This window comes from Pseudomonadota bacterium (assembly GCA_039033415.1).
GTDB lineage: Bacteria > Pseudomonadota > Gammaproteobacteria > Xanthomonadales > SZUA-38 > JANQOZ01.
Genome location: JBCCCR010000042.1, coordinates 1 through 23,427 on the forward strand (window position 1 = coordinate 1; position 23,427 = coordinate 23,427).

Here is a 23,427-nt window from a genome sequence, read left to right on the forward strand (position 1 = left end):
TGATACCCCGCGCTCGCTCTTCCGGCGCGTTGTCAATCTGATCGTAAGCCTTCACCTCGCCGCCGCGTGCCTCAGCACACACCTTCGTCAGCGCCGCCGTCAGCGTCGTCTTGCCGTGGTCCACGTGACCAATCGTCCCGACGTTAACGTGTGGCTTTGTACGCTCAAATTTTTCCTTCGCCATCGCTCCAAAACTCCCCAAACTCGTGAGTGTTCAGTCTTCAAGTCGCCCCGGCGCGCCGGGGATCTAATATGGTGCCCACAACAGGAATTGAACCTGTGACCTCTCCCTTACCAAGGGAGTGCTCTACCGCCTGAGCTATGTGGGCGGTAACAATTTCCGTTTCAGCCGCTTCCGGCTGCGCTTGCTGTCTGCTGGAGCGGGTGATGGGAATCGAACCCACATCATCAGCTTGGAAGGCTGAGGTTCTACCGTTGAACTACACCCGCCTTCAGACAGCAGAAAACAGAGCAAAGCGGACTGCGCTCGCCTTCCGCTTTGTTCTGTTTTCGGTTTTCCTTTTTTTGGCTCTTTTGTCGAACCGTTTTTTTCTGCGTCGCCTTTGGGTCTGTTTGCCGGACAGACCTCTGTGTTTTGTTCGGGCTGCCTTAGGCCAGTCCAGGCATTCCCGGGCTCCTTTAAGGCCCTTCCAATATCCGAAGGGCAGGATTGCTGCGCGCCGTTGGCGCTTGCCCTTCGGGTCCGCTTACGCGGACCAAAACGGTCTTCGCCGTTTTGTCGAACCTACGGTTCGAATGCTGCTTTTGCCCTCTCTGACGGAGCCAGCTGGCCTAAGCCTCTGTTTTCTAACACCATTCAAATGGTGGAGGGAGCAGGATTCGAACCTGCGAAGGTATAAACCAGCAGATTTACAGTCTGCCCCCGTTGGCCGCTTGGGTATCCCTCCGGCAAAACAGCCCGCTATTGTGATGAGACGGGTTTTTCCTGTCAAGGGACCCGGCGCATCTTTGTGCAGCGAGGCGGTTATACGTTAAATCGGAAGTGAATCACGTCAGCCTCGTGAACCACATAGTCTTTGCCCTCGATGCGCAGCCGCCCAGCGTCCTTTGCGCCCGCTTCACCCTGATGGGTCACGTAGTCCTCAAAGCTCACGACCTCTGCCTTGATGAAACCACGCTCAAAATCGGTGTGGATTCGGCCCGCCGCCTCGGGCGCCATGGCCCCGCGACGCACAGTCCAGGCCCGAACCTCTTTGGGGCCAGCCGTAAAGAACGTCTGCAGTCCAAGCAGGCTGTAGCCCGCGTTGATCATGCGCTCAAGCCCCGACTGCTCCAGCCCGAGGTCGTCCAGGAACTCGCGCCGCTCCGCGGCTTCGAGCTGTGCGATCTCTGACTCAATCGCCGCACAGACCACCACCAGGGGCGCACCTTCGGCCTCGGCCAGCACTTTGAGCTGATCCAGGTGCGGTCCGCCGGTGAGCTCAGACTCGTCGACGTTGGCCACGTACATCAGCGGTTTTGCGGTAAGCAGATGGACGCCCTGTAAACGCCGCAGGTCGTTTTCATCGATCTCAACCTGGCGAATACCCTGCCCTTCACTCAGGCCCGCGTGCGCAACCTGGAGCGCCATAAGGTCCGCTTTGGCCTCTTTGTCGCCGCTGCCAGCGGCGCGCTGGACCCGAGCGATGGCCTTTTCGCAGGTTTCCAGATCGGCCAGCGCCAGCTCGGTATGAATCGTCTCCACGTCGTCCGCCGGGCTCAGCCGGCCCGCGACGTGGGTAATGTCGTCATCGTTGAAGCAACGCACGACGTGGGCAATCGCGTCCGTTTCACGGATGTGGGCCAGAAACTGGTTGCCCAGCCCCTCGCCGGTGGCTGCACCGGCGACCAGGCCCGCGATGTCCACAAACTGCATGCTCGCCGGGATAACTTTTTCCGGGGTGACAATCTCCGCCAGCTGCGCCAGCCTAGGATCGGGCACCGGGACCATACCCACGTTGGGGTCGATAGTGCAGAACGGATAGTTCGCCGCCGCAATGCCGGCGTTGGTCAGCGCGTTAAAAAGGGTGGATTTCCCCACGTTTGGGAGACCCACAATCCCGCATTTAAATCCCACGATCGTCTCCTTCGGCCGTATGCAGCGCCTTGGTGGCGGCATCCCATTGGCCTGACACGTAGTCCGGCAACAGGCTGCCGGCCTTGTCGATGGCGCCGTCGATCAGCGTCTGGTCCTGTGCCGGCGGCCGCGACAGCACGTAGCCGGTGACGGCGCTCTTGCGGCCTGGGTGGCCGATCCCGATGCGCAGGCGCGGAAAGCCGTTGCTGCCCAGGCTTGAAATGATGCTCCGCAGGCCGTTGTGGCCGCCATGACCACCCCCGCGCTTAAACCGCACGACCCCGGGTTCGAGGTCCAGCTCGTCGTAGACCACCAGACACGCGCTGGGTTCAAGCTTGTAATAGCTGAGCAGCGCCTGCGCGGCGCGCCCGCTTTCATTAACGAAGGTATCAGGCTTGAGCAGACGAACCTTGCGGTCAGCTAAGCGAATTTCGGCCGCGTCTCCGTGCAGCCTGCGCTCATAGCGGAACGTTTCGGCTTGTTGCCTGGCGATTTCATCTAAAAACCAGAACCCGGCGTTATGCCGGGTCCGGGTGTAGCGATCGCCGGGGTTGCCCAGGCCCACCAGCGCGTCAAGCTGGGTGGTCATGGGCGCGCTCAGTCTTCTGCGGGAGCCTCGCCGCCATCATCGGAAGGCGCCTCGGCATCGCCGGCCTCGCCTTCGTCGTCAGCCGCGGCCGACTCGACAGCGACGTGGGCCGCGTTGACCACCACAGCGTCTTCGCCGTGGGACAGCGCCACAATCTCGACCCCTTCCGGCGGGGTGATATCCGAAAGATTTAGGCTGTCGCCAACGTCCAGCTCTGCCAGGTCAAGATCCAGGCTCTCCGGCAGATCCTTGGGCAGACAGCTGACCTCAACTTCCGTCAGCTGGTGAGAAATCACCACGCCCGACTTCTTACCGGCCGGCGAAGACTCCTCGTTGAGGAAGTGCAGCGGCAGTAGAATGTTCAGCTTTTCGGTTTCTGAGATGCGCAGAAAATCGATGTGCATCACGTCGGCCCGCGCCGGATGGCGTTGCAGGTCCCGCACGATTACCTTCTGCGTGCGTCCGTCACCCACCGTGATTTCCAGGATCGAGGTATAGAAGCTGTCATCCTGCACCGCGTGAGACAGCATCTGGTGCGATAGCTGCAGCGATACGGGATCACGGTCACCGCCATATAGAATGCCTGGGACCAGGCCCTGGTGGCGCAGACGGCGGCTCGCACCCTTCCCGCGCACTTCCCGCAGCTCGGCGGGGATTTTAATCGTTTGACTCATTTTTCATTCACTCCAGTTGCAATTTTGCCCACCAACCGCGACCAGGTGGCAGGCACTGATGGTCAGTCCAAGTACATGGAGCTGACCGATTCTCCAATGGCGATGCGGCGAATGGTTTCTGCCAGCATTTGCGCCACGCTAAGCTGCCGGATACGGCTGATCGACTTTGCGCGATCGGACAGCGGGATGGTGTCAGTGACCACCAGCTCGTCCAGCTCAGAAGCTTCAATATTGTCCAACGCAGCCCCTGAGAGCACCGGATGCACACAGTAGGCCACGACCCGTCGAGCGCCCTGTTCCTTGAGCGCCCGGCCCGCGCTGCACAGCGTGCCCGCGGTGTCGACGATATCGTCGACGATCACACAAACCTTGTCGGTCACGTCACCGATGATATTCATCACGGTGGCTTCGTTGGCCCGCGGCCGCCGCTTGTCGATGATGGCGAGATCCGCATCATCCAGCCGCTTGGCGAGCGCCCTGGCCCTCACGACGCCACCCACATCGGGTGAAACCACAATGAGGTCTTCCATCGCCACCTGGCGCCATACGTCCGCCAGCAGTACCGGCGAGGCGTAGACGTTGTCCAGCGGCAGGTCAAAAAACCCTTGGATCTGATCAGCATGCAGATCCACCGTGACCGCCCGGTCGGTTCCGACCGTGTCGATCATCTTCGCCGCGACTTTCGCGGTGATCGGCACCCGCGCCGAGCGCTGCCGCCGATCCTGTCGCGCATACCCGAAATAGGGAATCACCGCGGTTACCCGCTTCGCCGACGCGCGCCGCATGGCGTCGATGATGACCAGCAGCTCCATGAAATTGTCTGCGGTCGGCTTACACGTCGGCTGGACCACAAAAACTTCGTGACCCCGGACGTTTTCCATGATCTCGATCGCCACCTCGCCATCGCTGAACGTACCCACGTTGATCTTGCCCAGCGGCAGGTTCAGGTGGGTGGCGATATCCCGAGCCAGGACGGGATTGGCGCGACCCGTGAAGATCTGCACCCCAGAATCGCCGAGATCGCTCACGTCCTCAGCGTCCCACGGCTGTCAACGTCCAAATGCGTGTCCCCGTATACAAAACACCCGCGCCGCTCGAAAATCGAGCGGCGCGGGTATTTATATGGCTGGGATGGCAGGACTCGAACCTGCGCATGCCGGGATCAAAACCCGGTGCCTTACCAACTTGGCGACATCCCAAAAACTCCAGGCCCCGCGCACCTACAACGCCTTACGGCGCTTCAGGCCTTTTCGCAGGACCGACCCGTGCCGCGCATTCTAACGATGCGCGCGGGGTGGTGCCAGCGCGGGCGCGACATTTTAGCTTCTGCGATTACCGTGTCAACGCCGTGAAGCGGCGCTGTGGACCCGCTGGGGTGTTGGGATCAGGGCGCGCCCGCCGCCGTTTCCGGAAGTCGCCAGCCTTTCACCAACAGCCGGACGCGATCCTTGCCGCGGACCGCGGTGATTTTTCGGGGTAGCGTGCCGGGCCCGGCGCTCAGGCGGCCTTCAAACTTCACCTGCCAGCCGTGCTGACGCAGCGCGGTCAGGTAGCCCGTCTCGTGTCGTTGCTCGGTAGCCGGGAAACCGGGCTGTGCACTGCCGACGACCCACCAGGTAAGCGCTTCCACCGGGATCTGCCAGCCGGTCAGGTCTGCGACGAGCCCGCTGACCTCCGGGGCTCGATACACCTGACCGTCGCTGAGGACCAGCTCCGCGCTGACCGGTGTCACCGTCAAGCGCCAGGCGCCGCGGCCAAACGCGCCGACAAACGCCAGCTGCGACCGGTCGGACTGATGATTCCAGCTCAGCGTGCCGCTGCCGCCGTCTCGACCGTTGGCCAGCGCCAGACGGCCCTCCAGCTCCCACTGACCCGGCAGCTCGACAGGAACGGGCGCCGGCGCGGGCTGGCGCGTGGCGCACGCTGAACATAGCAACAGCAGCAGTGCGCTTGACCACCCCGAAAGGGTGCGGCTCACTGCCCCGACAGCCGGCCCCGGGTATCGAGAATAATCTGGCTTTCCGGCACCTCGTCCAGCCCCTTCTGCCAAATGTCCTGGGCCTCCTGCTCGCGACCCATGGCCCACAGCACCTCACCGAGGTGCGCCACAATCTCCGAGTCAAACTCAAGTTCCAGAGCGCGCGTCAGGTATTTGAGAGCATCGTCCAGGTTGCCTAGCTTGTAGTGGACCCAGCCCATCGAATCGGCGATGGCCGCCTGATTCGGCATCTGCTGATAGGCCTCACTGATCAGCGCCAAGGCCTCTTCGTAGCGGTCCGTGCGGTCGGCCAGCGTATAGCCGAGTGCGTTGAGCGCGTTGGCGTCGCCAGGCCTCGCTTCAAGAACTCGCCGCAAGTCGGCTTCGGCCAGGTCGAGCTGGTCGAGGTCCTCAGCGAGCAGCGACCGCGCGAACAGCAGATCGGTGTTCTGCGGCAGCAGCCCCAGCGCGCGGCTGTAGACCGCCAGCGCCTGCTCCGGTTGGTCGAGCTCACGCAGGAGGCCAGCCTCGGCCAGATAGGCGCGGGTCGCAGACTGCTCATTGCCGTTCTGCAGCAGCCGCAGAATGGTGCGGGCCCGCGCGAGCTCGCCATGCGTGCCCAGCACCACCGCACTGCGCAGCCGCGCGTCGTTCAGGCGGTCACCGCCACGCACCTCGTCGTACCACGCTACGGCCTGTTCGAAGGGTTTTTCGAGCGTCTCGGCCAACTGGCCCAGCAAGAAATACTTCTCGTCTGGCGACTCCGCATCAAAGTCGGCCAGCGCCTGATAAAACTCGTCAGCCTGCTCTGGCAATTCGGCGGAATGAGCGTAGACGCCCTGGGAATAAAGCACCAGCGGAGTCGGCTCAACCGCCTCCAGCTGAGCGATGGCCTCTTCATAGCGGTCGGTCTCAGCCAGCAGCGCAGCGTAGGTCTGGCGAGACTGTGCGTTTTCTGGCTCGAGCTCAACGGCTTTGCCGAGATCGCCCAGCGCCTCCTCCAGCCGGTTCTGCGACGTCCGCAGCCGTCCACGCCAGAGATAGCTGGCAGGATTTGCTGGATTGATCTGGATACTCGCCGACGCGTACCGCTCAGCCAGTCCCATCGCGCCAAACTGCACCGCCAGGTCGCTGAGTTGCTGCAAAACGAGCTCGTTCTCAGGTGGGGTACGCTCCTGGCTCAAGCGCCGGAACAGCGCCGCCGCCACCTCGCGGTTCTCAGCACCGGCAATCATCTTGGCGATCGCCTCCCAAACCTGCGGGTTACGCGGTTCGCGGTCCAGCATCGCAACCACGTGGTCCCAGGAAGCTTCGAGGTCGCCTTGCTTCAGGCTGAGAATTGCCGCCAGGCGGTTGGGTTCGAGCGCCTCGGGCGTCAGTTCCAGCCAGCGCCTGATGCCGGACTCGGTCAGCGCTTCGTCTTTGGCGAAGACCGCCACCTGGATCGCGCGCTCCACAACCTTCACATCGTCGGAGATTGCAGAGGCTTTCGCGTAGTAGTCTGCGGCCGCCTGGTGAGCTTCGCGTCGACCGCTGATTTCTGCCGCCCCGACGTAATAAAGCACCCGGGGATCAGTCCGCGCGAAGGGGTTTCCCTCTTCCTTCAGCTCGGTCGGCATCGCGTTGACGGGCACGTCGTTGCCTGTGCTGGCGCAGCCCGCCACGAGCAGGATCACCGCTGGGCCGAGCCATAGGGTAGAGAGGAAGGTCTGCCGATGAGCAGAGTTCATGAGTTTCTCCTGATTGATCGTCTTGTCCCTCGCGGGACCAAGGGGCTTATCAGCGCTTGCGGCGCGAAGTCTTTTTATGGAGCCCGAAAGCCTCAATATAGTTCCTCGGTCGTCGAAAACCGACACCCTCGCTGCCGACCGCCAGCTTCCGGGCACTTGAGCAGTGGACTACTGAAACCCTATTATCGTCGCTGCGGATCGCTCAACAAGTCCAGACTCAGTAAATGTCGCTTCTCACCGTTGGCATCAATCACCACACCGCGCCGGTTTCGCTGCGCGAGGTGGTCGCCTTCACGCCCGACGCCACCGGTGAGGCGCTGCAGCGCCTGAAATCGCAAACCGGCGTGCAGGAGGCTGCGATTCTGAGTACCTGCAACCGCACCGAACTGTACTGCTCGCTCGGTGAAGGAAGCGAGACGGTGCCCTCAGCCTGGCTGCACGAATTCCACCGTTTGAAAAACGACCAGCTCACGCCCTTTCTATACCACCATCGCGAGGAAAACGCGGTGCGGCATATGCTGCGTGTAGCAGCCGGCCTCGACTCCATGGTGCTCGGCGAACCGGAGGTACTGGGGCAGCTGAAAAGCGCCTATCGGATGGCACTGGACGCACGCACCCTCAACGCCCCGCTGGACCGACTGTTCAAACACTCGTTCTCCGTCGCCAAAAAAGTTCGGACTGAGACCGAGATCGGCCGAAGCCCGGTGTCGGTCGCCTACAGTGGGGTGAAGCTGGCGCAGCGGGTCTTTGACGACCTGTCCTCGCTGACCGTGCTGTTGGTCGGCGCCGGCGAGACCATGGAGCTGACCGCCCGGCATCTGATGGAGCGAGAGGTCAAGCACCTCCTCGTCGCCAACCGCACCGTCGCTAACGCGGCGAATCTCGCTAACCGATTCCGCGGCTCGGCAATCCCGCTGAGCGAGATGCCGCAACACCTGAACAAGTGTGATCTCGTGATTACCTCGACAGGCGCGACCGAGCCGGTGATCAGTCACCAATCGGTCACCGAGGCGCTTAAGAAACGCAAGCGCCGCCCCATCTTCATGATCGACCTGGCGGTGCCGCGAGACGTCGAAGCCAGCGTCGCCGACCTCGAAGACATCTATCTATACACGCTCGACGATCTGCAGAAGATTACCGAGAAGAACCAGTCCAGCCGCCAGGCCGCTGCATCCGTCGCCGAGGCCATGGTGAGCGCCGAAGTGGAAGGCTACATGAACTGGCGCCGATCCCTCGCGGCCGTCAACACGATCCGAGACTATCGAGAACAGGTTGGGGCCTGGAAAGAAACCATGCTGGAGGACGCGCAACGCAAGCTTGCTGCGGGGGCTGATCCGGAAAAGGTGATGCAGCAGCTGGCCAACAGCCTGACCAACAAAATTCTTCACCAGCCCACCAGCACCCTGCGCCAGGCCGCCTCCGAGGGGCGCGAAGATCTGCTGAGTGCCGCCAACGAGCTGTTTAACGGCGGCAACCCCAAATCATGAATCCCTCTATTCGGCTGAAGCTTCAAACGCTGGCCGAACGACACGAAGAGCTGACCCAGCTCATGTCCGATCCGGCCGTGATCAACGATGGCGACCAGTTCAAAAAACTGTCGCAGGAGTACGCGAAGCTGGAGCCGGTGACCAGCACCCTCGCGGCTTTTGACAGCGCGGAGAGTGCCGCCAATGACGCCGCGGCGATGCTGGAAGCGGAGACCGATCCGGAGATGCTGGAGATGGCTCGCGACGAGCTCAAAGCCAGCCGTGACGCGCTCGAGCAGCTTGAGCTGGACCTCCAGCTGCTCCTGCTGCCGACCGACCCTAACGACGATAGCAATATCTTTCTTGAGGTGCGCGCCGGCACCGGCGGTGACGAGGCGGCCATCTTTGCCGGCGACCTGTTCCGCATGTACAGCCGCTATGCGGAAAACCGTCGCTGGCAGGTTGAACTGCTCAGCGCCAGCCAAGGGGAACATGGTGGTTATAAAGAGGTGATCGCGCGGGTTATCGGCCAGGGTGCCTACAGCCGGCTAAAGTTTGAATCAGGTGCGCACCGCGTACAGCGGGTCCCGGACACCGAATCCCAGGGGCGTATCCACACCTCCGCCTGCACCGTGGCTATCCTGCCCGAGGTGGAATCGGTGGAGTCGGTGGAAATCCGCACCGAAGATCTCCGCATCGACACCTACCGGTCGTCGGGGGCCGGCGGTCAGCACGTCAACACCACCGATTCGGCCGTCCGGATCACCCACCTGCCTACCGGCACGGTGGTCGAGTGCCAGGACGAACGGTCACAGCACAAAAACAAGGCGCGCGCCATGTCGCTCCTGGCGGCCCGACTGGTGGAAGCTGAGCGCGAAGCGGTGGCGAGCGAGCAGTCGGAGAAGCGCCGGCTGCTGGTCGGCAGCGGCGACCGTTCCCAGCGCATACGCACCTACAACTTTCCGCAGAGTCGAGTGACCGATCACCGGATCAACCTGACGCTCTATAAGCTCGGGGAGGTGATCGAGGGCGATTTGGATCAGGTGGTCGATCCACTGATCCAGGAGAACCAGGCGGCTCTGCTGGCCGAACTCAGCCACTGACACCGCCGACCGGTTAATCGGTAGCGGCGGCGAAGCCTTAGCTGGCGGGCTGCCAGCCGGTAATGAACCCTTCGGACGGCGGATTTTCCTCGGGCACCAGCTCCGTGACAACCCGCTCAACCCTCGCCGCGGGCGGCCCCTGCTGCAGCTTTTCGGCGAGCTCGTCCAGCGCGGCTTCGCTGCCGAAGGCGAGCACCTCAACACGCCCGTCCGCCGTATTCAGCGCGTGCCCGGCGAGCCTGAGCCGGTTAGCCTGCTGCCGGGTCCATTCGCGAAAGAACACACCCTGGACCTTGCCGGCAATCCAAAATCGACGAGACGTCATCCACCGAAATCGGGCTGCGCCGCAATCTCCGTTTCGATCATTTCGCTGGTTACCGGCCCGACAAAACGCTTGCGCTGGGTGCCGTCCGGGGCAATCAGCAGCGTCGTCGGCAGCACCTTCGGCGTTCCGAACTGGGTGGGCGGGTCAAACACGTCGACGAGCGCAACCGGATAGCTGGCGGGGTGTTTTTCCAGAAAGGTCTGCACGTCCTGCACGGTGGTTTCCTCAAAGGTCAGGCCCAGCAGCGTGACGTCCGAGCGTCGGTCATGGAGGTCCGACAGGTCCGGGATTTCTTTCAGACACGGCTTGCACCACGTCGCCCAGAAGTTGATGACCACCCACTGGTCGGCCAGCGCGGCCAGATGCACGTCACCACCGCGGACGTCGGTGGTCGAAAAATCCAGAAGGTTATCGTCGGTCTCCGCCTGCACAGAAAGCGCCAGCGTCATAGCGCCGAGCATCGCGGTCAGACCGCGGGGGATAGCTAAAATCATGAGTCTCCTATCGATCGTAGTTTTGCCTGGCCGCTATCAGGACCGTGCTGGCGGTAAAGTGATTTCAGCGATCGTTTCAGCGTTTGGTCCATGGACGGCTGAAGTTCCTGGAGCGCGCCCGTCAGTGCGCGGTTCAAGGCGTCATTTTTACCGCCTTCGGAGTCCGCAACCGAGGGCCAGACAAAAGCGCCGCTGTGGTAGAGATCGGCCAGTGTGGTCCGCTCCAGATCCCGACACAGCACCCACTCTCCCTCCTCATCGCGGCGGATCATGCGCGCCAGCCGCAGATTCTCCAGCAGCGACTGCACCTGGTGATCATCAGCGCCCGGCTCCAGCTTCAGCAGCGACTCGGTGGTCTGGCCGATACCTGCCGCCTGCGAGCTGGAAAGGTGCCCAAGAAGCCGATAGGCCAGCACAAACTCACGCGCCTGAGGATACGCATCACCGCGCTCCCGGAAGCGAAAGCTTCCCAGCGAGGCGGTAAAGGAGGCGCCCAGCAGAATGACAGACCAGAGCAGATAGATCCATAAAATAAAAATGGGTACCGCCGCGATCGCATCGTAGATTTTTTCGTAGCTGTTGAAGCTGCGAATATAAAACCCAAATCCCCACTTGACCGTCTCGAACAACAGCGCCGTGACCACCGCGCCGATGGCCGCATTACGCCAGTGAACCGTGCGGTTGGGAACGATCATAAACAGCAGGAAAAAGGCCAGCGCCAGCGCGATAAACGGGCCACTGGCTCGGGCCAGCGCCAGCAGTGGGCCGGCCGCAGGCGCCTGGCTGAGAAACTCCAACGAGAAAAAGTAGGAGCTCAATGCCAGCGAGCCGAGGACCAGAATGGGACCGATCGTCAGCGTCGTCCAGAAGATCAGAAAACGGTTTATCAGAGGCCTCGGTGTATTGACTCCCCAAATCTGATTGAAGGTTTTTTCCACCGTCGCCATGAGCATCAGCGACGTCAGCAGCAAAAACGCCGCCATGGTGGCCGACAGCTTGGTCGCCTGGCTGGCCAGGCCAAACAGCGTGTTTTGAATCGTGTCCTGCTTCTCCGGCACCAGGTAATCCGCGATCAGCGCCTGGAAGCGCGCCGTGAGGTCTTCGGCCACCGGCAGCGCCGCCAGCACCATTGTGATGACCGTGATCAGTGGGACCAGCGCCAGCAGCGTGTTGAAGGTGAGCATGCCGGCGAAGGTGAAGCAGTTGTCCCGCTGAAACTGGCGCAGCACATAGCGCAGCAGGGCCCAGTTGCGCTCCCGATCCAGCAGTTTACGAGGGACCTTCACATTCATGCCATCAGCGTCGGTGGTAGTATCCGGCGGCTTTTGATCAAGACGCGACTATGGCACTCAACCCGACCATTTACCACCACGCGCCGGCCGAGCACGGGCTCGGAGCCCAGCGATGACCGAGGTTCTGGTGCTCTACTACAGCCGGCACGGCAATACCGCGACGATGGCTCGCCAGCTGGCTCGCGGGGTTGAGCAGACCGACGCGACGGCCCGAGTGCGCGCTATTCCGGCGCTCGACGGATCAGTCGAATCCTCCGGGCCGCCCGCCGCCACCCTGGAAGACCTCCAGGAATGTCAGGCGCTGGCGCTCGGCAGTCCGACGCGCTTTGGCAACATGGCGGCGCCGGTCAAAGCCTTTCTCGACACCACCGGCTCGCAGTGGGTGTCGGGCAGCCACGTCGGTAAGCCGGCCGCTGTGTTCACCTCGACGGGGTCACTTCACGGGGGCCAGGAGTCAACGCTGCTGTCCATGATGCTGCCGCTGATGCATCACGGGATGCTGCTGCTGGGCATTCCCTATAGCGAACCCGAGCTGCTTAAAACCCAATCGGGCGGTACACCCTATGGTGCCAGCCACGTGGCCGGCCCCGACTCCGATCAACCGCTGACCGCCGACGAGAAAAGTCTGTGCCGGGCGCTCGGCCGGCGCCTCGCCGAGACAGCGCTCAAGCTGAGGACCGCATAATGGTAAAAGGGGTCTTTATTGCGCTGTTTGTGTCGCTGATCGGCGTTGAGGGCTGGTGGCTGACCTGGCTGACCTACGGTCGGATCGGAGCAGCTCTTTTTCTGCTTATTCCACTGCTGGTCTGCCTGCCCTGGGTGGTTTCGGGCGGGCACCGCGCGCGGCTCATCGCCAGCCTGGTCTCGCTGCCTTACCTGGTGCACGGCATTACGGAGTCGGTCTCGGCAGAACCGCCGCGCACGGCTGCCTTTGCTGTGACTGGACTGTGTCTGGCGCTGTATGGCGCGCTAATTCTGGCCCGTCGCCCCCAGGGTGTACCGCAGGCTCGCGAGCCGCGCTAGCGCGTTGGTGATCAGCGGCTCAGCCTGGCTGATCTGCAGGCCGGCCGTCCGCATGCTGGGCGCGTCGGGGCTGTCCGACAGCATGACCGGCTGCTTGAGGCTGGGGGCACGGGATCGCGTCGAGCCGAACAGAAAACGGGCGTCTTCGAGGTAGCCCAGCGCCAGCGGGGCAATCTGATTGACCGGGACCTGCTGGCGAGCCAAGCCCCGGGCCCGGTCTCGATCGAACAATCCGACCGGACCAAACAGCGCCGCTCGGGTCGCGGATTCAGCCACGCTCTGCACCGGCGCAAGCAGTCGCGCCAACGTCACCAGCAGCTGGCGTTCCCGCTCCAGGGCCGCGGTCGCTTCACTGAGCTCGCTGTCAGCCTCCGCGTTCAGGAGCGCCTGATAGACCGCCTCATTCCACTTTTCATAAAGATCAGCCAGGCGGCCATCGGCACCCTCGAGCAACCACTGCGCGTCCTGGGCAGCGAGCACCTCCACGCCCTCGCCGGTGACAAATCGGTCCCGCCATTCGTCTCCGCCATCCCAATGTCGATCGAAGATCTGGCTCGGATCTGCCCGGCCAGCGGTGAGAAACGTCAGCCGCGACGGCACCAGGCGCAGACCGCGGGACGGCAGCTCGGAGACCACCTGAGTCCCCACCAGTTCGATCGGACACGGGTTGTCCAGCACCTGGGCGCTGTTGGCGCCAAACAGATATTCGTATTCGTCCTGACTCGTCAGCCGCATGCTGCGTATCGGCAGCTCGCTGCCGCTGAAGGAGACGTGCAGGTCGAAGCTGAGACGGCCAAAGTAGCGCGCCATCGCGGCGTTGCCGACACGCGTGGGTTCACCTCGTCGATCGATCCAGCGTACGTTGCCGTAGCAGGCTGACAGACGCCCGAGCCGGATCTGATCGGCGACGAGATAGGTCTGGGGCAGCAGCCCCAGCAGCGCCCGCGACGGCAACAGGTCGCGGCTCATGCCGCATTGGAGCTGCTCCTCGCAAGGCGAGACCCGAAGATCCTGGGGTCGGTAGTTGGTGGTCTGGCCGGCGTCTCCGTCGAGCCGAACGTCCGCTTCCGGTTCCAGCTGCCGGGCGCGGAAATCAGCGGTTGCGTTGCCGATCTGAGCCACTACCTCGTCCATGGCCGCGGCGTAGCTCTCCATCGACAGCCGCAGCGCGGAGCGTCCCGGGGTCTCACCGAATCGCCGGCACTGATCCAGGCGCCGGAGCGTTTCGAGGACGGCGGCCCCGCGAGTGATCAGTCGATCGATCTCCTCCAGCGGCCTCAAGGCCTGAAAATAGGCGGGCCAGCTTTCGGCAAACCACGCGTAGGCCGCCACCGCTAACGACCACTCCAGCGGGTTGACCAACGTTTCGTCAAAAGGCCCGCACTGCGCGTCGAAGCGATTGTTCAGGTAACCGACCCAGTAGTTGATCCGCTGCCACTGACTGAGCGCCAGCTCGCGCGTCACGGTGCCTGGCTCGAAGGGCCCGGACGAATCGCCGGCCAGCTCAGGCCGCTGCGCCAGCTCTATGCCCCAGCGGCCCAGGCTGTCGAGGCAGCCCGCAAATTGTTCCCGAGTGATCGGCTCGATCGGGTACTGGCCGCTTTGCTGTCCGAGATCGAGACAGATCGACAGCTCTTCGTTGAGTGCGCCTCGCACCGGCTGCGCCAGATAGCCATCGAGGTCTGCGGTATGTCGCTGCGCGGCGGCCCGAAGCGACGCCAGCTGAATCAGTGCCGCACGGCGCTCGGGCGGATCTCGCTGCAGCGCATCACCCAGCAGCTGACGAAGCCGCAGGTAGCTGTCGCCGAGCGCGGGGTCAACCCGGCCCATCTGCGCCAGCACCAGCGGATCCACTTCTCGCAGCACCTCGAGCGTCTCGGTCAGCAGCTGATCGGCAATCGTCGAAGGCTCAACCAACCCGATTTCGACAATGCCTGCCATCACCTGGACAAGTTCGGCGAAGCTCCCCTGCTCGACCTTGGCCAGGGCCCTCGCCAGCGACAGCAGCGCAAAGTCCATCAGCGCTGGCTGGGCCGAGCGACGATAGAGCTGGTAGGGCGCCAGCAGCAGATCCGGGGCGGAAACGCGCTCGACCAGCAGCTGCTCCGAGTTCAGCAGCGCCGCCTGACGACGCAGCAGCGTCAGCGAGGCGTCCTCCACCGGCGCTTCCAGCGACGCCAGTTCGCCGGCCGCCAGATCTTCGAGGTCCAGCCATTGCGCCAGCGGTGCGTCCAGCGGCAGAGCCAGCCGGTCGGCAAACACTGGCGCAACCAGCGGTAGCCAATCGGGGTTCTCGGCCAAGACGGCCAGCAAGGCTTGCCAGATCCCCGGCGCGTGATCGCGGGCCCAGCCCAGAAGCTGCGGATATTGATGAGCCACCCACTCCGGCGACAGGTCCGAGGTGGCGAGCCGGGTCAGCGCGGCAGCGGCCGCCGACTGCTGCAGCGGATGCCAGGCGGCCGAATCGCGTTGCGCCAGCCGATTCAGCAGCAGCGGCTCCAGCGTGCCGGCCTCAATCGGCGCAAACCACGCCGGAAGATCAGTCAGTGGCGAAGCATCGAGCTGCTGCAGGTTGGTTTCCCAGCGCTGAGCCTGCTCAAGTATCACTTCGCCGGCGGCAAATTCCCGTTCGACCAGGGCCGTCGTAAGCCGCCAGGCCAGGAGGTGTTGGCGCGCCGCGCGCCGCGTCCCCAGCTCCCGATCCAGCCGATAGGCGATCTGAGCTGCCAGCAGCGGCGTTTCCCGGAGATTGACCGCAGCCGAACTCAGGCCGGCCGACAGCAGTAAGAGCGCGCCAAGGCAGAGCGCTTGCCACCAGCCGACATGCCGCGCTGCTGATTTAGGACGCTGGCTTGCCCGGTCGAGTATGGAGTCGATCCTCATCGGCGGCATTCTAACGTGAGCGCGACCGGGTAGAAACGCGGTTCTGGACCCGATGGATCGAAGACGGGCACAACTCGCAGTAAGCTGGAGCCAGCAGTTATGATGCGCGAATGAAGATCACTTTTATCACCACCGGCGGAACCATCGACAAGATCTATTTCGACGCCAAGAGTGATTATCAGATCGGCGACCCGCAGATCGTGGAGATCCTGCAGGCCTTTAATGTGGCGATTGAAATGGACCTGGTCGCGCTGATGCGAAAAGACTCACTCGAGCTTACCGACAGCGACCGACAGCAGATTGTCGAGACGGTCAAGCAGCACGCCAACCATCGCTTTGTGATCACACACGGCACGGACACGATGGTTCAGACCGCCCTCGCTCTGGCCGATCTGGGAGACCGCAATACCGTGGTGCTGACCGGCGCTCTCAATCCAGCGCGATTCCTGGGCAGCGACGCCGTCTTTAACGTCGGCTGTGCCGTAGCGGCGTGCCAGACTCTGGACCACGGTATCTTTATCGCGATGAACGGCAGAATCTGGGATCCGGACCACGTGCGAAAAAACCGCGGTGCCAACCGCTTCGAGGCGCTCCCCGATGAGTGACAGCCAGCAGCAGCCCGGCGACGCGTCGGCCGCAGCGCCCGAGGGAGACCTACGCAACTCACCTCGCCTCAAGATGTACGCGGGCGTTTTCATTACGTTGGGCGATCGGGCTTTCCTGACCGAGCTGAGCAACGTTTCAGCCGGCGGCGTCATGGTGCGCCGGCCCGACGGCTGGCCAGAGCAAACCGACGAGACCTATCGACTGTATTTTGTGCTGGACCGGGACCGGATCCTGGCCGCGCGCGGCACCGTCATACACGCGCAGAATGACGAGCTCGGCTTCGAGTTTTTGCCCGGCTATGCGCTGCAGTCTGAACAGCTGCTGGCCGAGTCCCGCAACTGGCGCTGATTGTCGGCGGTGACCGGTGGCGCAGGCTTCGCTAGCCAGTTAAGATTGCCGGCTCGCTAACAAATTCGAAGCATTACCCCATCATGAAAATTCTGGTTGGCCTGAAGCGGGTCATCGACTACAACGTGCGCGTCCAGGTCAAGCCGGACGGCACCGGCGTCGTCACCGACGGCGTCAAGATGAGCATCAACCCCTTTGATGAAATTGCACTCGAGGAAGCCCTGCGCCTCCGAGAGGCAGGCGTCGCTGAGGAGGTGATTGTCGTGTCCATTGGCCCCGGGGCCGCGCAGCAGCAGCTGCGAACGGGTCTGGCCATGGGCGCCGACCGCGCGATTTTAGTTAAGGCCGACGAAGAGGTTCAGCCGCTCACCGCAGCGCGCGTCCTGCAGGCGCTGGTCGAGAAGGAGCAGCCGGGACTGGTCATGCTGGGCAAGCAGGCGATCGATGATGATTGTTCCCAGACCGGTCAGATGCTGGCCGCCCTATGGGATCGACCGCAGGCCACGTTCGCCTCTGAGGTGGTGGTCGCGGATGGGGTCGCTACCGTAACCCGGGAGGTCGACGCGGGCCTGGAGACCATCGAAGTGGATCTGCCTGCCCTGATCACCGTCGATCTGCGGCTCAACGAACCCCGCTTCGTGAAGCTTCCCGACATCATGAAAGCCAAGAAGAAGCCGCTGGACGAGATGCCGCTCGCCGACCTGGGCGTTGCCAGCGGGAATTTTGTGAACACCAGCACCTTCGCGCCGCCGGCGCAGCGCGAGCGCGGCATCATGGTGGAAGACGTGGACGGGCTGATGTCAGCCCTGAAAGACAAAGGGTTGGTGTAATGTCGAAGATACTGATTATTGCGGAACATGATGGCCAAACGCTGAACGCCAGCACGGCCAAAACGTTGACCTGCGCCGCCGCGATCGGCGGTGAAATCGACGTGGCGGTGTTCGCCGACAGCGTCGACGCGGTGGCCGCGGAAGCGGCGGCCCTGGACGGTGTGGCCAAAGTGCTGACGGTCACCACCAGCGATGACGGCTTTCGCCTGGCCGCAGCGCTGGCGCCGAAGCTGGTTGCCATGGCCGAGGGCTACAGCCACATCCTGGCGCCGTCCACCACATTCGGTAAAGACCTGCTGCCGCGCGTGGCGGCGCTGCTTGGCGTGGCCCAGGTCAGCGACGTCATGTCGGTGCTCGGTTCTCACGAATTCCAGCGTCCGATCTACGCCGGCAACGCCATCGTGAATGTGACCGTCCCCGCCGACCAGGTCATGGCCGGCACGGTGCGAACCGCTTCTTTTGCCGCCGCCGGGACGGGCGGCAGCGCTTCGGTCGAAGCCGCGGGCAGCGCGGAAGCGCCCTCTCACACGCGCTACGTCAAGCTCGAAGCGTCGGGCGGCGAACGCCCCGATCTTCAGTCTGCGCCTCGCGTGGTTTCAGGCGGGCGCGCCCTGGGAAGCGAAGAGAGCTTCGACATCATCTACCAGCTGGCGGACGCGATGGGGGCAGGCGTTGGCGCGTCACGTGCTGCCGTGGATGCCGGCTATGTGCCCAACGACATGCAGGTGGGCCAGACCGGCAAGATCATCGCCCCGGATCTGTATGTGGCGATCGGCATCTCTGGTGCTATTCAGCACCTAACCGGCATCAAAGACGCCGGGACGATTGTTGCGATCAACAAAGATGCTGAGGCGCCGATCTTTGAGGTGGCCGACATTGGCCTGGTGGGCGACCTGTTCAACATCGTTCCGGAGCTCACCCAAAAGCTCGGGTAACCAGACTCGGTGGCGGACGACCCAAAGCGCTGGCTGCCACCGCCGCAGCCCAGCCCGTGGCAGCAGCTCGCCAGCCGGCACATTTACCGCAACCCCTGGATCACCGTGCGGGAAGATCAGGTGGTTCAGGAGGGGGCTGAACCTGGCATCTACGGGGTTGTTGAACCGGCCGGCCTCGCCCTGGGCGTGGTCCCGGTTGATGCCGAAGGCTATACCTGGCTGGTCGGGCAGTACCGCTACACGCTCGGCGACTACAGCTGGGAAATCCCCGAAGGCGGTGGTGACCCCGCGTTGGATCCGGTCGAGGAGGCTGCGCGGGAGCTCCGGGAGGAGACCGGCCTCACCGCGGCCAGCTGGCGCCATCTCATGACCCTCCACACCTCAAACTGTTTTACCAGCGAGCGGGCGGAAATCTATGTGGCGACCGACCTGACGCCCGGCACCCCTGACCCCGACCCCACGGAGCGTCTGCAGGTTTGCCGCCTGCCGCTTTCGGCGGCCCAGGACCTCGCGAGACAGGGCGTTATCACCGACGCCATGTCCGTAGCGGCTCTGCTCAAGCTGGCGGGCTAAAGTCACCCAACCACTCATCCGATGAAAAATAAGGTCAATTCAGCGGCTTAAAGCCAGACTTTGCGTTAATATCAAGCCTGAGAGGGGCCCAAGACCGCGCAGGCCAGGGAAAGCTGAAGGATCAGGGGAAGGGTGAGCAAGACGGGACTTAAAGCCTACGGTCAGCACAACCGATGTCGGTAGACCTGCAAATCGAAGGCTATGAGCTGATTCGCGAAATTGGCGAAGGCGGCATGGCGCGCGTGTTCCTGGGAACCCAGCTAAGCCTGGGTCGAGAGGTTGCGGTGAAGGTGCTGCGCAGCTCGCTGTCCGGCGGTGAAGACTTCCAGCGCCGCTTCCTGCACGAAGGCCAGCTGCTGGCCAAGCTGAACCACCCCAACATTGTCCCGATCCACGACATCGGCCAGCAGGACGAACACTTCTACATGGCCATGGAGTATCTGCAGGGCGGCACGCTGTCCGAGCGGATGAAGAACGGGATATCGGTCGCTGAGTGCATTCGGATCTGCACGCAGGTGGCCCACGCCCTGCACCTGGCTCACTCCCACCGCATCGTCCACCGGGACATGAAGCCATCCAACATCATGTTCCGCGATGAGCTGACGCCGGTACTCACCGACTTTGGCATCGCCCGCAAAACCGACTCCGAGCACCGTCTGACCAAAACGGGCATGGTCGTCGGCACGCCGTATTACATGAGTCCCGAACAGATCACCGGGAAGGACATCGACGGGCGAGCCGACCTGTATAGCCTCGGGATCATGTTTTACGAGCTGCTCACCGGCGAGCTGCCGTTTAAGGCTGACGAGCCGCTGGCGCTGGCGATGCAGCACGTCCAGGAGAGCCCGCCGCCGCTGCCGGACAACATCAGCGAGCTGCAGCCGGTGCTGGACGACATGCTGGCGAAGGACAAGGACGAACGTTTTCCCGACATGCTCGGCTTCTGCGAGGCGATCAAAGAGCTGGTGATGACCGAGGCTGCGTTTGCCGAGCGCCTGAGCGGCGAAACCAAGCTGTTCAACTCGGACCAGTTTTCTGATCCGCGTTTCGGTTCAGGCCCGCTGCGGGTGCCGGAACGGGTAACGCGCGATATCGCCCGGGCGACCGGGCAACGAGACGCTGCCACCAGCGGGCAGCGGCGCGGTTCGGCCAGCGCTGAGACGCGCGCAGCCACCAGCGTTTCCGGCCAGACTCCGGCGCCCCAGGCGGGCGCTGGCAAAGGCCTGCCCCGCTGGCTGATCCCGGCGGCGGTGGCGGGCGTGTTGATGATCGCCACCGCGGGCACGCTGATGATGCGCAGCGGTGGCTCCGGCCTGACCGACAAGCAGCAAGCGGTCGTGGAAGACTTGCTAAAGAAGGTGGATGCACACATCGTTCTCGAGCGCATCCGCGAGCCTGCAGACGACAACGCGGTCAGCCGGCTAAAAGAGGTGCTGACGATCGCACCCGACTATGCGCCGGTGCTGGAGCGCGCCGAAGAGGTGGCGGTTTTTTTTGAGAACGACGCGCGTAACCTGTATCTGCAGGGCAGCCTGACGGAGGCCAGCGCGCTGGCTGACGAGGGGCTGGCGCTGGCCGCAGGCTACCAGCCGCTCAGCGAGCTGAAGACCGAAATCGAGGCGCAGCAGGCTGCCGTGGAGCGTCGGCGTCGGGTGATCGATCTGAACCTGGCCGCCCAAAAGCTATTCTCGCAAGGCCAGCTGATCGAACCCGCCGCGGACAACGCGCTCAAGAGCTATGACGCGGCGCTGGAGCTTGATCCCCGGAACGAAGCGGCATCGCTCGGACGAAAAAGGGTCCAGGAGACCGTGGTCGCTCAGGCCCGGGACGCGCTGCTGGGAAACAATCTGAACGAGGCGGAGCGCCTGGTCGCCCTCCTGGAATCGCGGTTCGGCTCCACGTCACTGATCAGCTCAGTGCGCAGCGAGCTCGATACCCGGCTGCTGGCCGTTCGGGAAGCGGAGCAGATCGACCAGCTGCTGGCCGAAGCCGCCTCGCTGGTTGCCAACAACAGTCTGATCCAGCCCGCCGGCAACAGCGCGGTCGATCGATTCCAGGCGGTGCTGCGCCTGAATCCCGCCAACGTCCAGGCCAAGCAGGGTCTGGCCGACATCGCCTCGGGCTTCGAACAGCAGGCGCGTGAGGCGCTCGCACAGGAAAACTATGGACGGGCGGTGGATCTGGCCAGCGCCGGCCTGCGTGCTGAGGCCGACAATACGAACCTGGCGCGGATTCAGGAGCAGGCGACCGGCGCGCTGGACGCCGTTGACCGGGAGATCCAGCAGTCGCTGCAGGAGGCTGAGCGCCTGGCCCGAAGCGGCACCCTCCTGACGGCCAACGGTCCGAACGCACTGTCAGCCTACCAGCGGGTCCTCGAACTCGATGCTGGCAATCAGCGAGCCCGCACCGCCATCGACAGCCTGCCGGATGAAGTATTTGATCGGGTTCGACAGCTGCGCCGCGGCAGTGACCTGGCGGCAGCCGGGCAGCTTGCAGAGCTGGCGGCGACCACCTACCCCGCCGACACCCGGTTCGTGACGCTCAGTGAGGCGATCAATACCGAAGCCGCCAGCCAGGCGCGCCAGCAGCGGCTGGCCGACCTCCTCGCCGACAGCCGTCAAAAAATCCGACGCACCCCGCTCGATCAGGCGGCGATCGCTGCGGCCAGCGACGCATTGGACGCCATCAACGAGGAGTTTCCTAATGACGTTGAGGTCGTTGCCCAGCGGCGGGAGCTCACGAGAGCGATCGCAGATCAGGTTCAGCAAACCAGCGTCGACGGTAATGACGACGCGGCCCTTGCACTCACCGGCTTTGCCCTGGAGCGCTTCCCCAGCAACTCGGCGCTGGTTGCGGCCCGGAGCGATATCACCGACCGCCGTGATCGGCGTCAGGCGGAAGAGCAGGCAAGGCTGGCCGCTCTGCAGGGCCAGCTGGCGATCGACGCCACGCCGTGGGGTGAAGTGATTGAGGTCACCGGACCACAGGGCAACGCGTCACTGCCGGCGGATGCAACGACACCGCTGATCCTTTCCCTGCCCGAAGGCACTTACCAGCTGGTCGTGCGCGGCAGCGGCGGCGCGGCCCCGGTACGGTTGACCGCGCAGGTCCGCCGCCAGCAGCTGGTCCGAGCGCGGGCAGAATTTTCCGAGCTGGACGCCACCAGCTATTTTGAGCGATCCGGCTGGTGAGGTTCCATCGGTTTGCCATGAGCGTCCTCGCGGCCGGGCTGCTGCTCCCAGGATTTGCGGCGGCGGACTTCAAGCGTGACTACGGGACGGGCCTCAAGGCGCTCCAGGATGGGGATCTCGATCGCGCCGTGACCGATTTTGAGAAAGCGATTGCGGAAAACCCGGAGTCGGCCGAGCGTGTCCGCATTTACGGCATGCGGTTTGAGCCCTACCTTCCTCATTACTACCTCGGGGAAGCCAAGTTTCGCCGTGGCGACTGTCCCGGGGCGCTGGCCGCCTGGCAGCAAGCCGAGCAGCGAGGGGTCATCCAGGGGCAGGACGGCTACGCCGCTCTACAGGCGAATCAATCCTCGTGCTCCCGGGCCGTCCTCGACCCCGCCCAGCTCGCCGCTGCGAAACAAGCCGTCCAGGATCTCCGCGACACCGTGGCGCAGATGGAAGAGCTCAAAGCCCGCATGGGCGATGACTGGACCCGGACCTGGCAGGACGCGCTGACCGCGGCCAGCGAGCGGCTGGCGCAGTACACAAACCAGCTCGACCGCGCCGAAGCCGACAGCGACGCCACCGCTGTCGATACCATTGCCGCCTCGGCACAGGGCGAGACGGCCAACCTGCAGGCGCTCTGGACCGAAGCCTCGCAGCGTTTGGCGACGCTCGAGCGTCAGCGCGAGGCCGAGCGACTGGCGCAAGCGCGCAACCGGGCGCGCCGCGATCTCACCCAGGCGGTCGCCAGCGTTCGCGGTGAGCTGACCGATCCCGTCACCGATCCAGCCCTAAGCCAGCTGGCCCAGAACCTGAACACGCTGGCTGACCGGGGCAGTAATCTTCCGCCGAGTTCCGAGGTCAGAACCGTCCAGAATCTGACCCGTCAGATCACCAACGGGCTCCGCGAATACCGTCAGACGGCTCAGGACCTTCGCAACCAGCAGCAGGCCATCGCCCGCCGCACGCCGCCCGACGAGCTGCGTCAGGTCGCGGAACTGTATTTCGCCGGGCGCTACGACGAGGTGCCGCAGCAGGTGAACCCGGCCAGCTTCAGCGACGACCGCGCGCGTCTCCAGGCCCTGCTGTTCCGGGCCGCGGCCCGTTTTAATGCTTACACCCTCAGCGGCGCCGCGGAGGAGAGCCTGCTGCGGGCCGCGCAAAACGACATTCGCTCCATCAAACGCATGCAGCGCGAGTTTGCGCCCTACCTGGCCGCCTTTCCCCCCAAGTTTCTGACCCTGTTCGAAAACACCCTGTAATTTTTCGCGTGCAATATGGGATTTCGTCGATTGACAAGGTGAAAACCCGGTGCTTCACTGAAATGA

At 63.6% G+C, this 23,427-nt stretch carries 22 protein-coding genes and 4 tRNA genes; 11 read left to right on the forward strand and 15 right to left on the reverse strand.

The genetic code is table 11. From position 1 onward, the window contains the following. The 11 genes from AAF358_24665 to AAF358_24715 all read right to left on the reverse strand — a co-directional run. A partial coding sequence (locus tag AAF358_24665) for a GTP-binding protein (GenBank protein MEM7708771.1) occupies nucleotides 1-184 on the reverse strand: 184 nt, incomplete at its 3' end. A 69-nt stretch (nucleotides 185-253) separates the two neighbouring features. Beyond that, nucleotides 254-329, reverse strand: a tRNA-Thr gene (locus tag AAF358_24670). Nucleotides 330-376: 47 nt separating this feature from the next. Then, nucleotides 377-450, reverse strand: a tRNA-Gly gene (locus AAF358_24675). Nucleotides 451-822: 372 nt separating this feature from the next. Beyond that, nucleotides 823-908: transfer RNA gene (locus tag AAF358_24680), tRNA-Tyr, on the reverse strand. A gap of 77 nt (nucleotides 909-985) precedes the next feature. Further along, entirely contained in the window at nucleotides 986-2,077 is a 1,092-nt protein-coding gene (gene ychF, locus AAF358_24685; GenBank protein MEM7708772.1) for a redox-regulated ATPase YchF, read from the reverse strand. Next, nucleotides 2,067-2,666, reverse strand: coding sequence for an aminoacyl-tRNA hydrolase (pth, locus tag AAF358_24690; protein ID MEM7708773.1), 600 nt, complete (start codon nucleotides 2,664-2,666; stop codon nucleotides 2,067-2,069). Before pth ends, ychF begins: the two co-directional genes overlap by 11 nt. An 8-nt stretch (nucleotides 2,667-2,674) precedes the next feature. Continuing rightward, a complete protein-coding gene (locus AAF358_24695) occupies nucleotides 2,675-3,340 on the reverse strand; it encodes a 50S ribosomal protein L25/general stress protein Ctc (GenBank protein MEM7708774.1) in 666 nt (221 codons plus the stop codon). A gap of 62 nt (nucleotides 3,341-3,402) precedes the next feature. Beyond that, on the reverse strand, nucleotides 3,403-4,368 hold the full coding sequence (locus AAF358_24700; GenBank protein MEM7708775.1) for a ribose-phosphate diphosphokinase: 966 nt from the start codon (nucleotides 4,366-4,368) through the stop codon (nucleotides 3,403-3,405). Between the two features lie 95 nt (nucleotides 4,369-4,463). Further along, nucleotides 4,464-4,539: transfer RNA gene (locus AAF358_24705), tRNA-Gln, on the reverse strand. 185 nt (nucleotides 4,540-4,724) lie between these two features. Further along, complete coding sequence (gene lolB, locus AAF358_24710; protein ID MEM7708776.1) at nucleotides 4,725-5,318, reverse strand: lipoprotein insertase outer membrane protein LolB; 594 nt, start codon at nucleotides 5,316-5,318, stop codon at nucleotides 4,725-4,727. Next, nucleotides 5,315-7,048 (reverse strand): tetratricopeptide repeat protein, encoded by a 1,734-nt coding sequence (locus AAF358_24715; protein ID MEM7708777.1) that lies wholly within the window; start codon nucleotides 7,046-7,048, stop codon nucleotides 5,315-5,317. Before AAF358_24715 ends, lolB begins: the two co-directional genes overlap by 4 nt. A 224-nt stretch (nucleotides 7,049-7,272) precedes the next feature. On the opposite strand from AAF358_24715, the gene hemA reads away from it, so the two are divergent. Both hemA and prfA read left to right on the forward strand, forming a co-directional pair. Further along, nucleotides 7,273-8,535, forward strand: coding sequence for a glutamyl-tRNA reductase (hemA, locus tag AAF358_24720; protein MEM7708778.1), 1,263 nt, complete (start codon nucleotides 7,273-7,275; stop codon nucleotides 8,533-8,535). After that, nucleotides 8,532-9,617 (forward strand): peptide chain release factor 1, encoded by a 1,086-nt coding sequence (gene prfA / locus AAF358_24725; protein MEM7708779.1) that lies wholly within the window; start codon nucleotides 8,532-8,534, stop codon nucleotides 9,615-9,617. The genes hemA and prfA overlap by 4 nt, the downstream gene beginning before the upstream one ends. A gap of 37 nt (nucleotides 9,618-9,654) precedes the next feature. On the opposite strand, the gene AAF358_24730 is transcribed toward prfA, so the two are convergent. From AAF358_24730 to AAF358_24740, 3 genes are read right to left on the reverse strand one after another with little or no spacing between them, the layout of a single operon-like run. Next, the gene (locus tag AAF358_24730) at nucleotides 9,655-9,942 is read right to left on the reverse strand and encodes an acylphosphatase (protein ID MEM7708780.1); all 288 of its coding nucleotides are present in this window, start codon (nucleotides 9,940-9,942) and stop codon (nucleotides 9,655-9,657) included. Then, the gene (locus AAF358_24735; GenBank protein ID MEM7708781.1) at nucleotides 9,939-10,436 is read right to left on the reverse strand and encodes a TlpA disulfide reductase family protein; all 498 of its coding nucleotides are present in this window, start codon (nucleotides 10,434-10,436) and stop codon (nucleotides 9,939-9,941) included. Before AAF358_24735 ends, AAF358_24730 begins: the two co-directional genes overlap by 4 nt. Continuing rightward, nucleotides 10,433-11,728, reverse strand: a complete 1,296-nt coding sequence (locus tag AAF358_24740) for a YihY family inner membrane protein (GenBank protein MEM7708782.1) — start codon at nucleotides 11,726-11,728, stop codon at nucleotides 10,433-10,435. The genes AAF358_24735 and AAF358_24740 overlap by 4 nt, the downstream gene beginning before the upstream one ends. Nucleotides 11,729-11,840: 112 nt before the next feature. Between AAF358_24740 and wrbA the strand changes: the two genes are divergently transcribed. Beyond that, entirely contained in the window at nucleotides 11,841-12,413 is a 573-nt protein-coding gene (gene wrbA / locus AAF358_24745; protein ID MEM7708783.1) for an NAD(P)H:quinone oxidoreductase, read from the forward strand. After that, entirely contained in the window at nucleotides 12,413-12,751 is a 339-nt protein-coding gene (locus tag AAF358_24750; protein ID MEM7708784.1) for a DUF2069 domain-containing protein, read from the forward strand. The genes wrbA and AAF358_24750 overlap by 1 nt, the downstream gene beginning before the upstream one ends. Here AAF358_24750 and AAF358_24755 read toward each other — a convergent pair. Further along, nucleotides 12,698-15,634, reverse strand: a complete 2,937-nt coding sequence (locus AAF358_24755; GenBank protein MEM7708785.1) for a hypothetical protein — start codon at nucleotides 15,632-15,634, stop codon at nucleotides 12,698-12,700. The genes AAF358_24750 and AAF358_24755 overlap by 54 nt on opposite strands. 110 nt (nucleotides 15,635-15,744) lie before the next feature. On the opposite strand from AAF358_24755, the gene AAF358_24760 reads away from it, so the two are divergent. The 7 genes from AAF358_24760 to AAF358_24790 all read left to right on the forward strand — a co-directional run bounded on the left by AAF358_24760 (nucleotide 15,745) and on the right by AAF358_24790 (nucleotide 23,361). Further along, nucleotides 15,745-16,239 carry an asparaginase domain-containing protein gene (locus AAF358_24760; GenBank protein MEM7708786.1) on the forward strand — a complete coding sequence of 165 codons (495 nt, stop codon included), beginning with the start codon at nucleotides 15,745-15,747 and terminating at the stop codon, nucleotides 16,237-16,239. After that, nucleotides 16,232-16,588 carry a PilZ domain-containing protein gene (locus AAF358_24765; GenBank protein ID MEM7708787.1) on the forward strand — a complete coding sequence of 119 codons (357 nt, stop codon included), beginning with the start codon at nucleotides 16,232-16,234 and terminating at the stop codon, nucleotides 16,586-16,588. Before AAF358_24760 ends, AAF358_24765 begins: the two co-directional genes overlap by 8 nt. A gap of 83 nt (nucleotides 16,589-16,671) precedes the next feature. Continuing rightward, entirely contained in the window at nucleotides 16,672-17,418 is a 747-nt protein-coding gene (locus AAF358_24770; GenBank protein ID MEM7708788.1) for an electron transfer flavoprotein subunit beta/FixA family protein, read from the forward strand. Next, on the forward strand, nucleotides 17,418-18,353 hold the full coding sequence (locus tag AAF358_24775) for an FAD-binding protein (GenBank protein MEM7708789.1): 936 nt from the start codon (nucleotides 17,418-17,420) through the stop codon (nucleotides 18,351-18,353). The genes AAF358_24770 and AAF358_24775 overlap by 1 nt, the downstream gene beginning before the upstream one ends. Before the next feature lie 9 nt (nucleotides 18,354-18,362). Next, the gene (locus tag AAF358_24780) at nucleotides 18,363-18,926 is read left to right on the forward strand and encodes an NUDIX hydrolase (GenBank protein MEM7708790.1); all 564 of its coding nucleotides are present in this window, start codon (nucleotides 18,363-18,365) and stop codon (nucleotides 18,924-18,926) included. 173 nt (nucleotides 18,927-19,099) lie between these two features. Next, nucleotides 19,100-22,117 (forward strand): protein kinase, encoded by a 3,018-nt coding sequence (locus tag AAF358_24785; protein ID MEM7708791.1) that lies wholly within the window; start codon nucleotides 19,100-19,102, stop codon nucleotides 22,115-22,117. Between the two features lie 17 nt (nucleotides 22,118-22,134). After that, entirely contained in the window at nucleotides 22,135-23,361 is a 1,227-nt protein-coding gene (locus AAF358_24790; GenBank protein ID MEM7708792.1) for a hypothetical protein, read from the forward strand. The last annotated feature ends 66 nt before the right edge of the window (nucleotides 23,362-23,427 follow it).

What these genes read in the sequence shown, in the direction of transcription:
- AAF358_24775 (MEM7708789.1), top strand. Translation starts at nt 17,418, where the DNA reads ATGTCGAAGATACTGATTATTGCGGAACATGATGGCCAAACGCTGAAC.
- pth (MEM7708773.1), bottom strand. Translation starts at nt 2,666, where the DNA reads ATGACCACCCAGCTTGACGCGCTGGTGGGCCTGGGCAACCCCGGCGAT.
- AAF358_24790 (MEM7708792.1), top strand. Translation starts at nt 22,135, where the DNA reads ATGAGCGTCCTCGCGGCCGGGCTGCTGCTCCCAGGATTTGCGGCGGCG.
- AAF358_24750 (MEM7708784.1), top strand. Translation starts at nt 12,413, where the DNA reads ATGGTAAAAGGGGTCTTTATTGCGCTGTTTGTGTCGCTGATCGGCGTT.
- AAF358_24715 (MEM7708777.1), bottom strand. Translation starts at nt 7,048, where the DNA reads ATGAACTCTGCTCATCGGCAGACCTTCCTCTCTACCCTATGGCTCGGC.
- AAF358_24785 (MEM7708791.1), top strand. Translation starts at nt 19,100, where the DNA reads ATGTCGGTAGACCTGCAAATCGAAGGCTATGAGCTGATTCGCGAAATT.
- AAF358_24770 (MEM7708788.1), top strand. Translation starts at nt 16,672, where the DNA reads ATGAAAATTCTGGTTGGCCTGAAGCGGGTCATCGACTACAACGTGCGC.
- AAF358_24765 (MEM7708787.1), top strand. Translation starts at nt 16,232, where the DNA reads ATGAGTGACAGCCAGCAGCAGCCCGGCGACGCGTCGGCCGCAGCGCCC.
- AAF358_24695 (MEM7708774.1), bottom strand. Translation starts at nt 3,340, where the DNA reads ATGAGTCAAACGATTAAAATCCCCGCCGAGCTGCGGGAAGTGCGCGGG.
- AAF358_24730 (MEM7708780.1), bottom strand. Translation starts at nt 9,942, where the DNA reads ATGACGTCTCGTCGATTTTGGATTGCCGGCAAGGTCCAGGGTGTGTTC.
- prfA (MEM7708779.1), top strand. Translation starts at nt 8,532, where the DNA reads ATGAATCCCTCTATTCGGCTGAAGCTTCAAACGCTGGCCGAACGACAC.
- wrbA (MEM7708783.1), top strand. Translation starts at nt 11,841, where the DNA reads ATGACCGAGGTTCTGGTGCTCTACTACAGCCGGCACGGCAATACCGCG.
- AAF358_24740 (MEM7708782.1), bottom strand. Translation starts at nt 11,728, where the DNA reads ATGAATGTGAAGGTCCCTCGTAAACTGCTGGATCGGGAGCGCAACTGG.
- AAF358_24735 (MEM7708781.1), bottom strand. Translation starts at nt 10,436, where the DNA reads ATGATTTTAGCTATCCCCCGCGGTCTGACCGCGATGCTCGGCGCTATG.
- AAF358_24755 (MEM7708785.1), bottom strand. Translation starts at nt 15,634, where the DNA reads ATGAGGATCGACTCCATACTCGACCGGGCAAGCCAGCGTCCTAAATCA.
- AAF358_24760 (MEM7708786.1), top strand. Translation starts at nt 15,745, where the DNA reads ATGAAGATCACTTTTATCACCACCGGCGGAACCATCGACAAGATCTAT.
- hemA (MEM7708778.1), top strand. Translation starts at nt 7,273, where the DNA reads ATGTCGCTTCTCACCGTTGGCATCAATCACCACACCGCGCCGGTTTCG.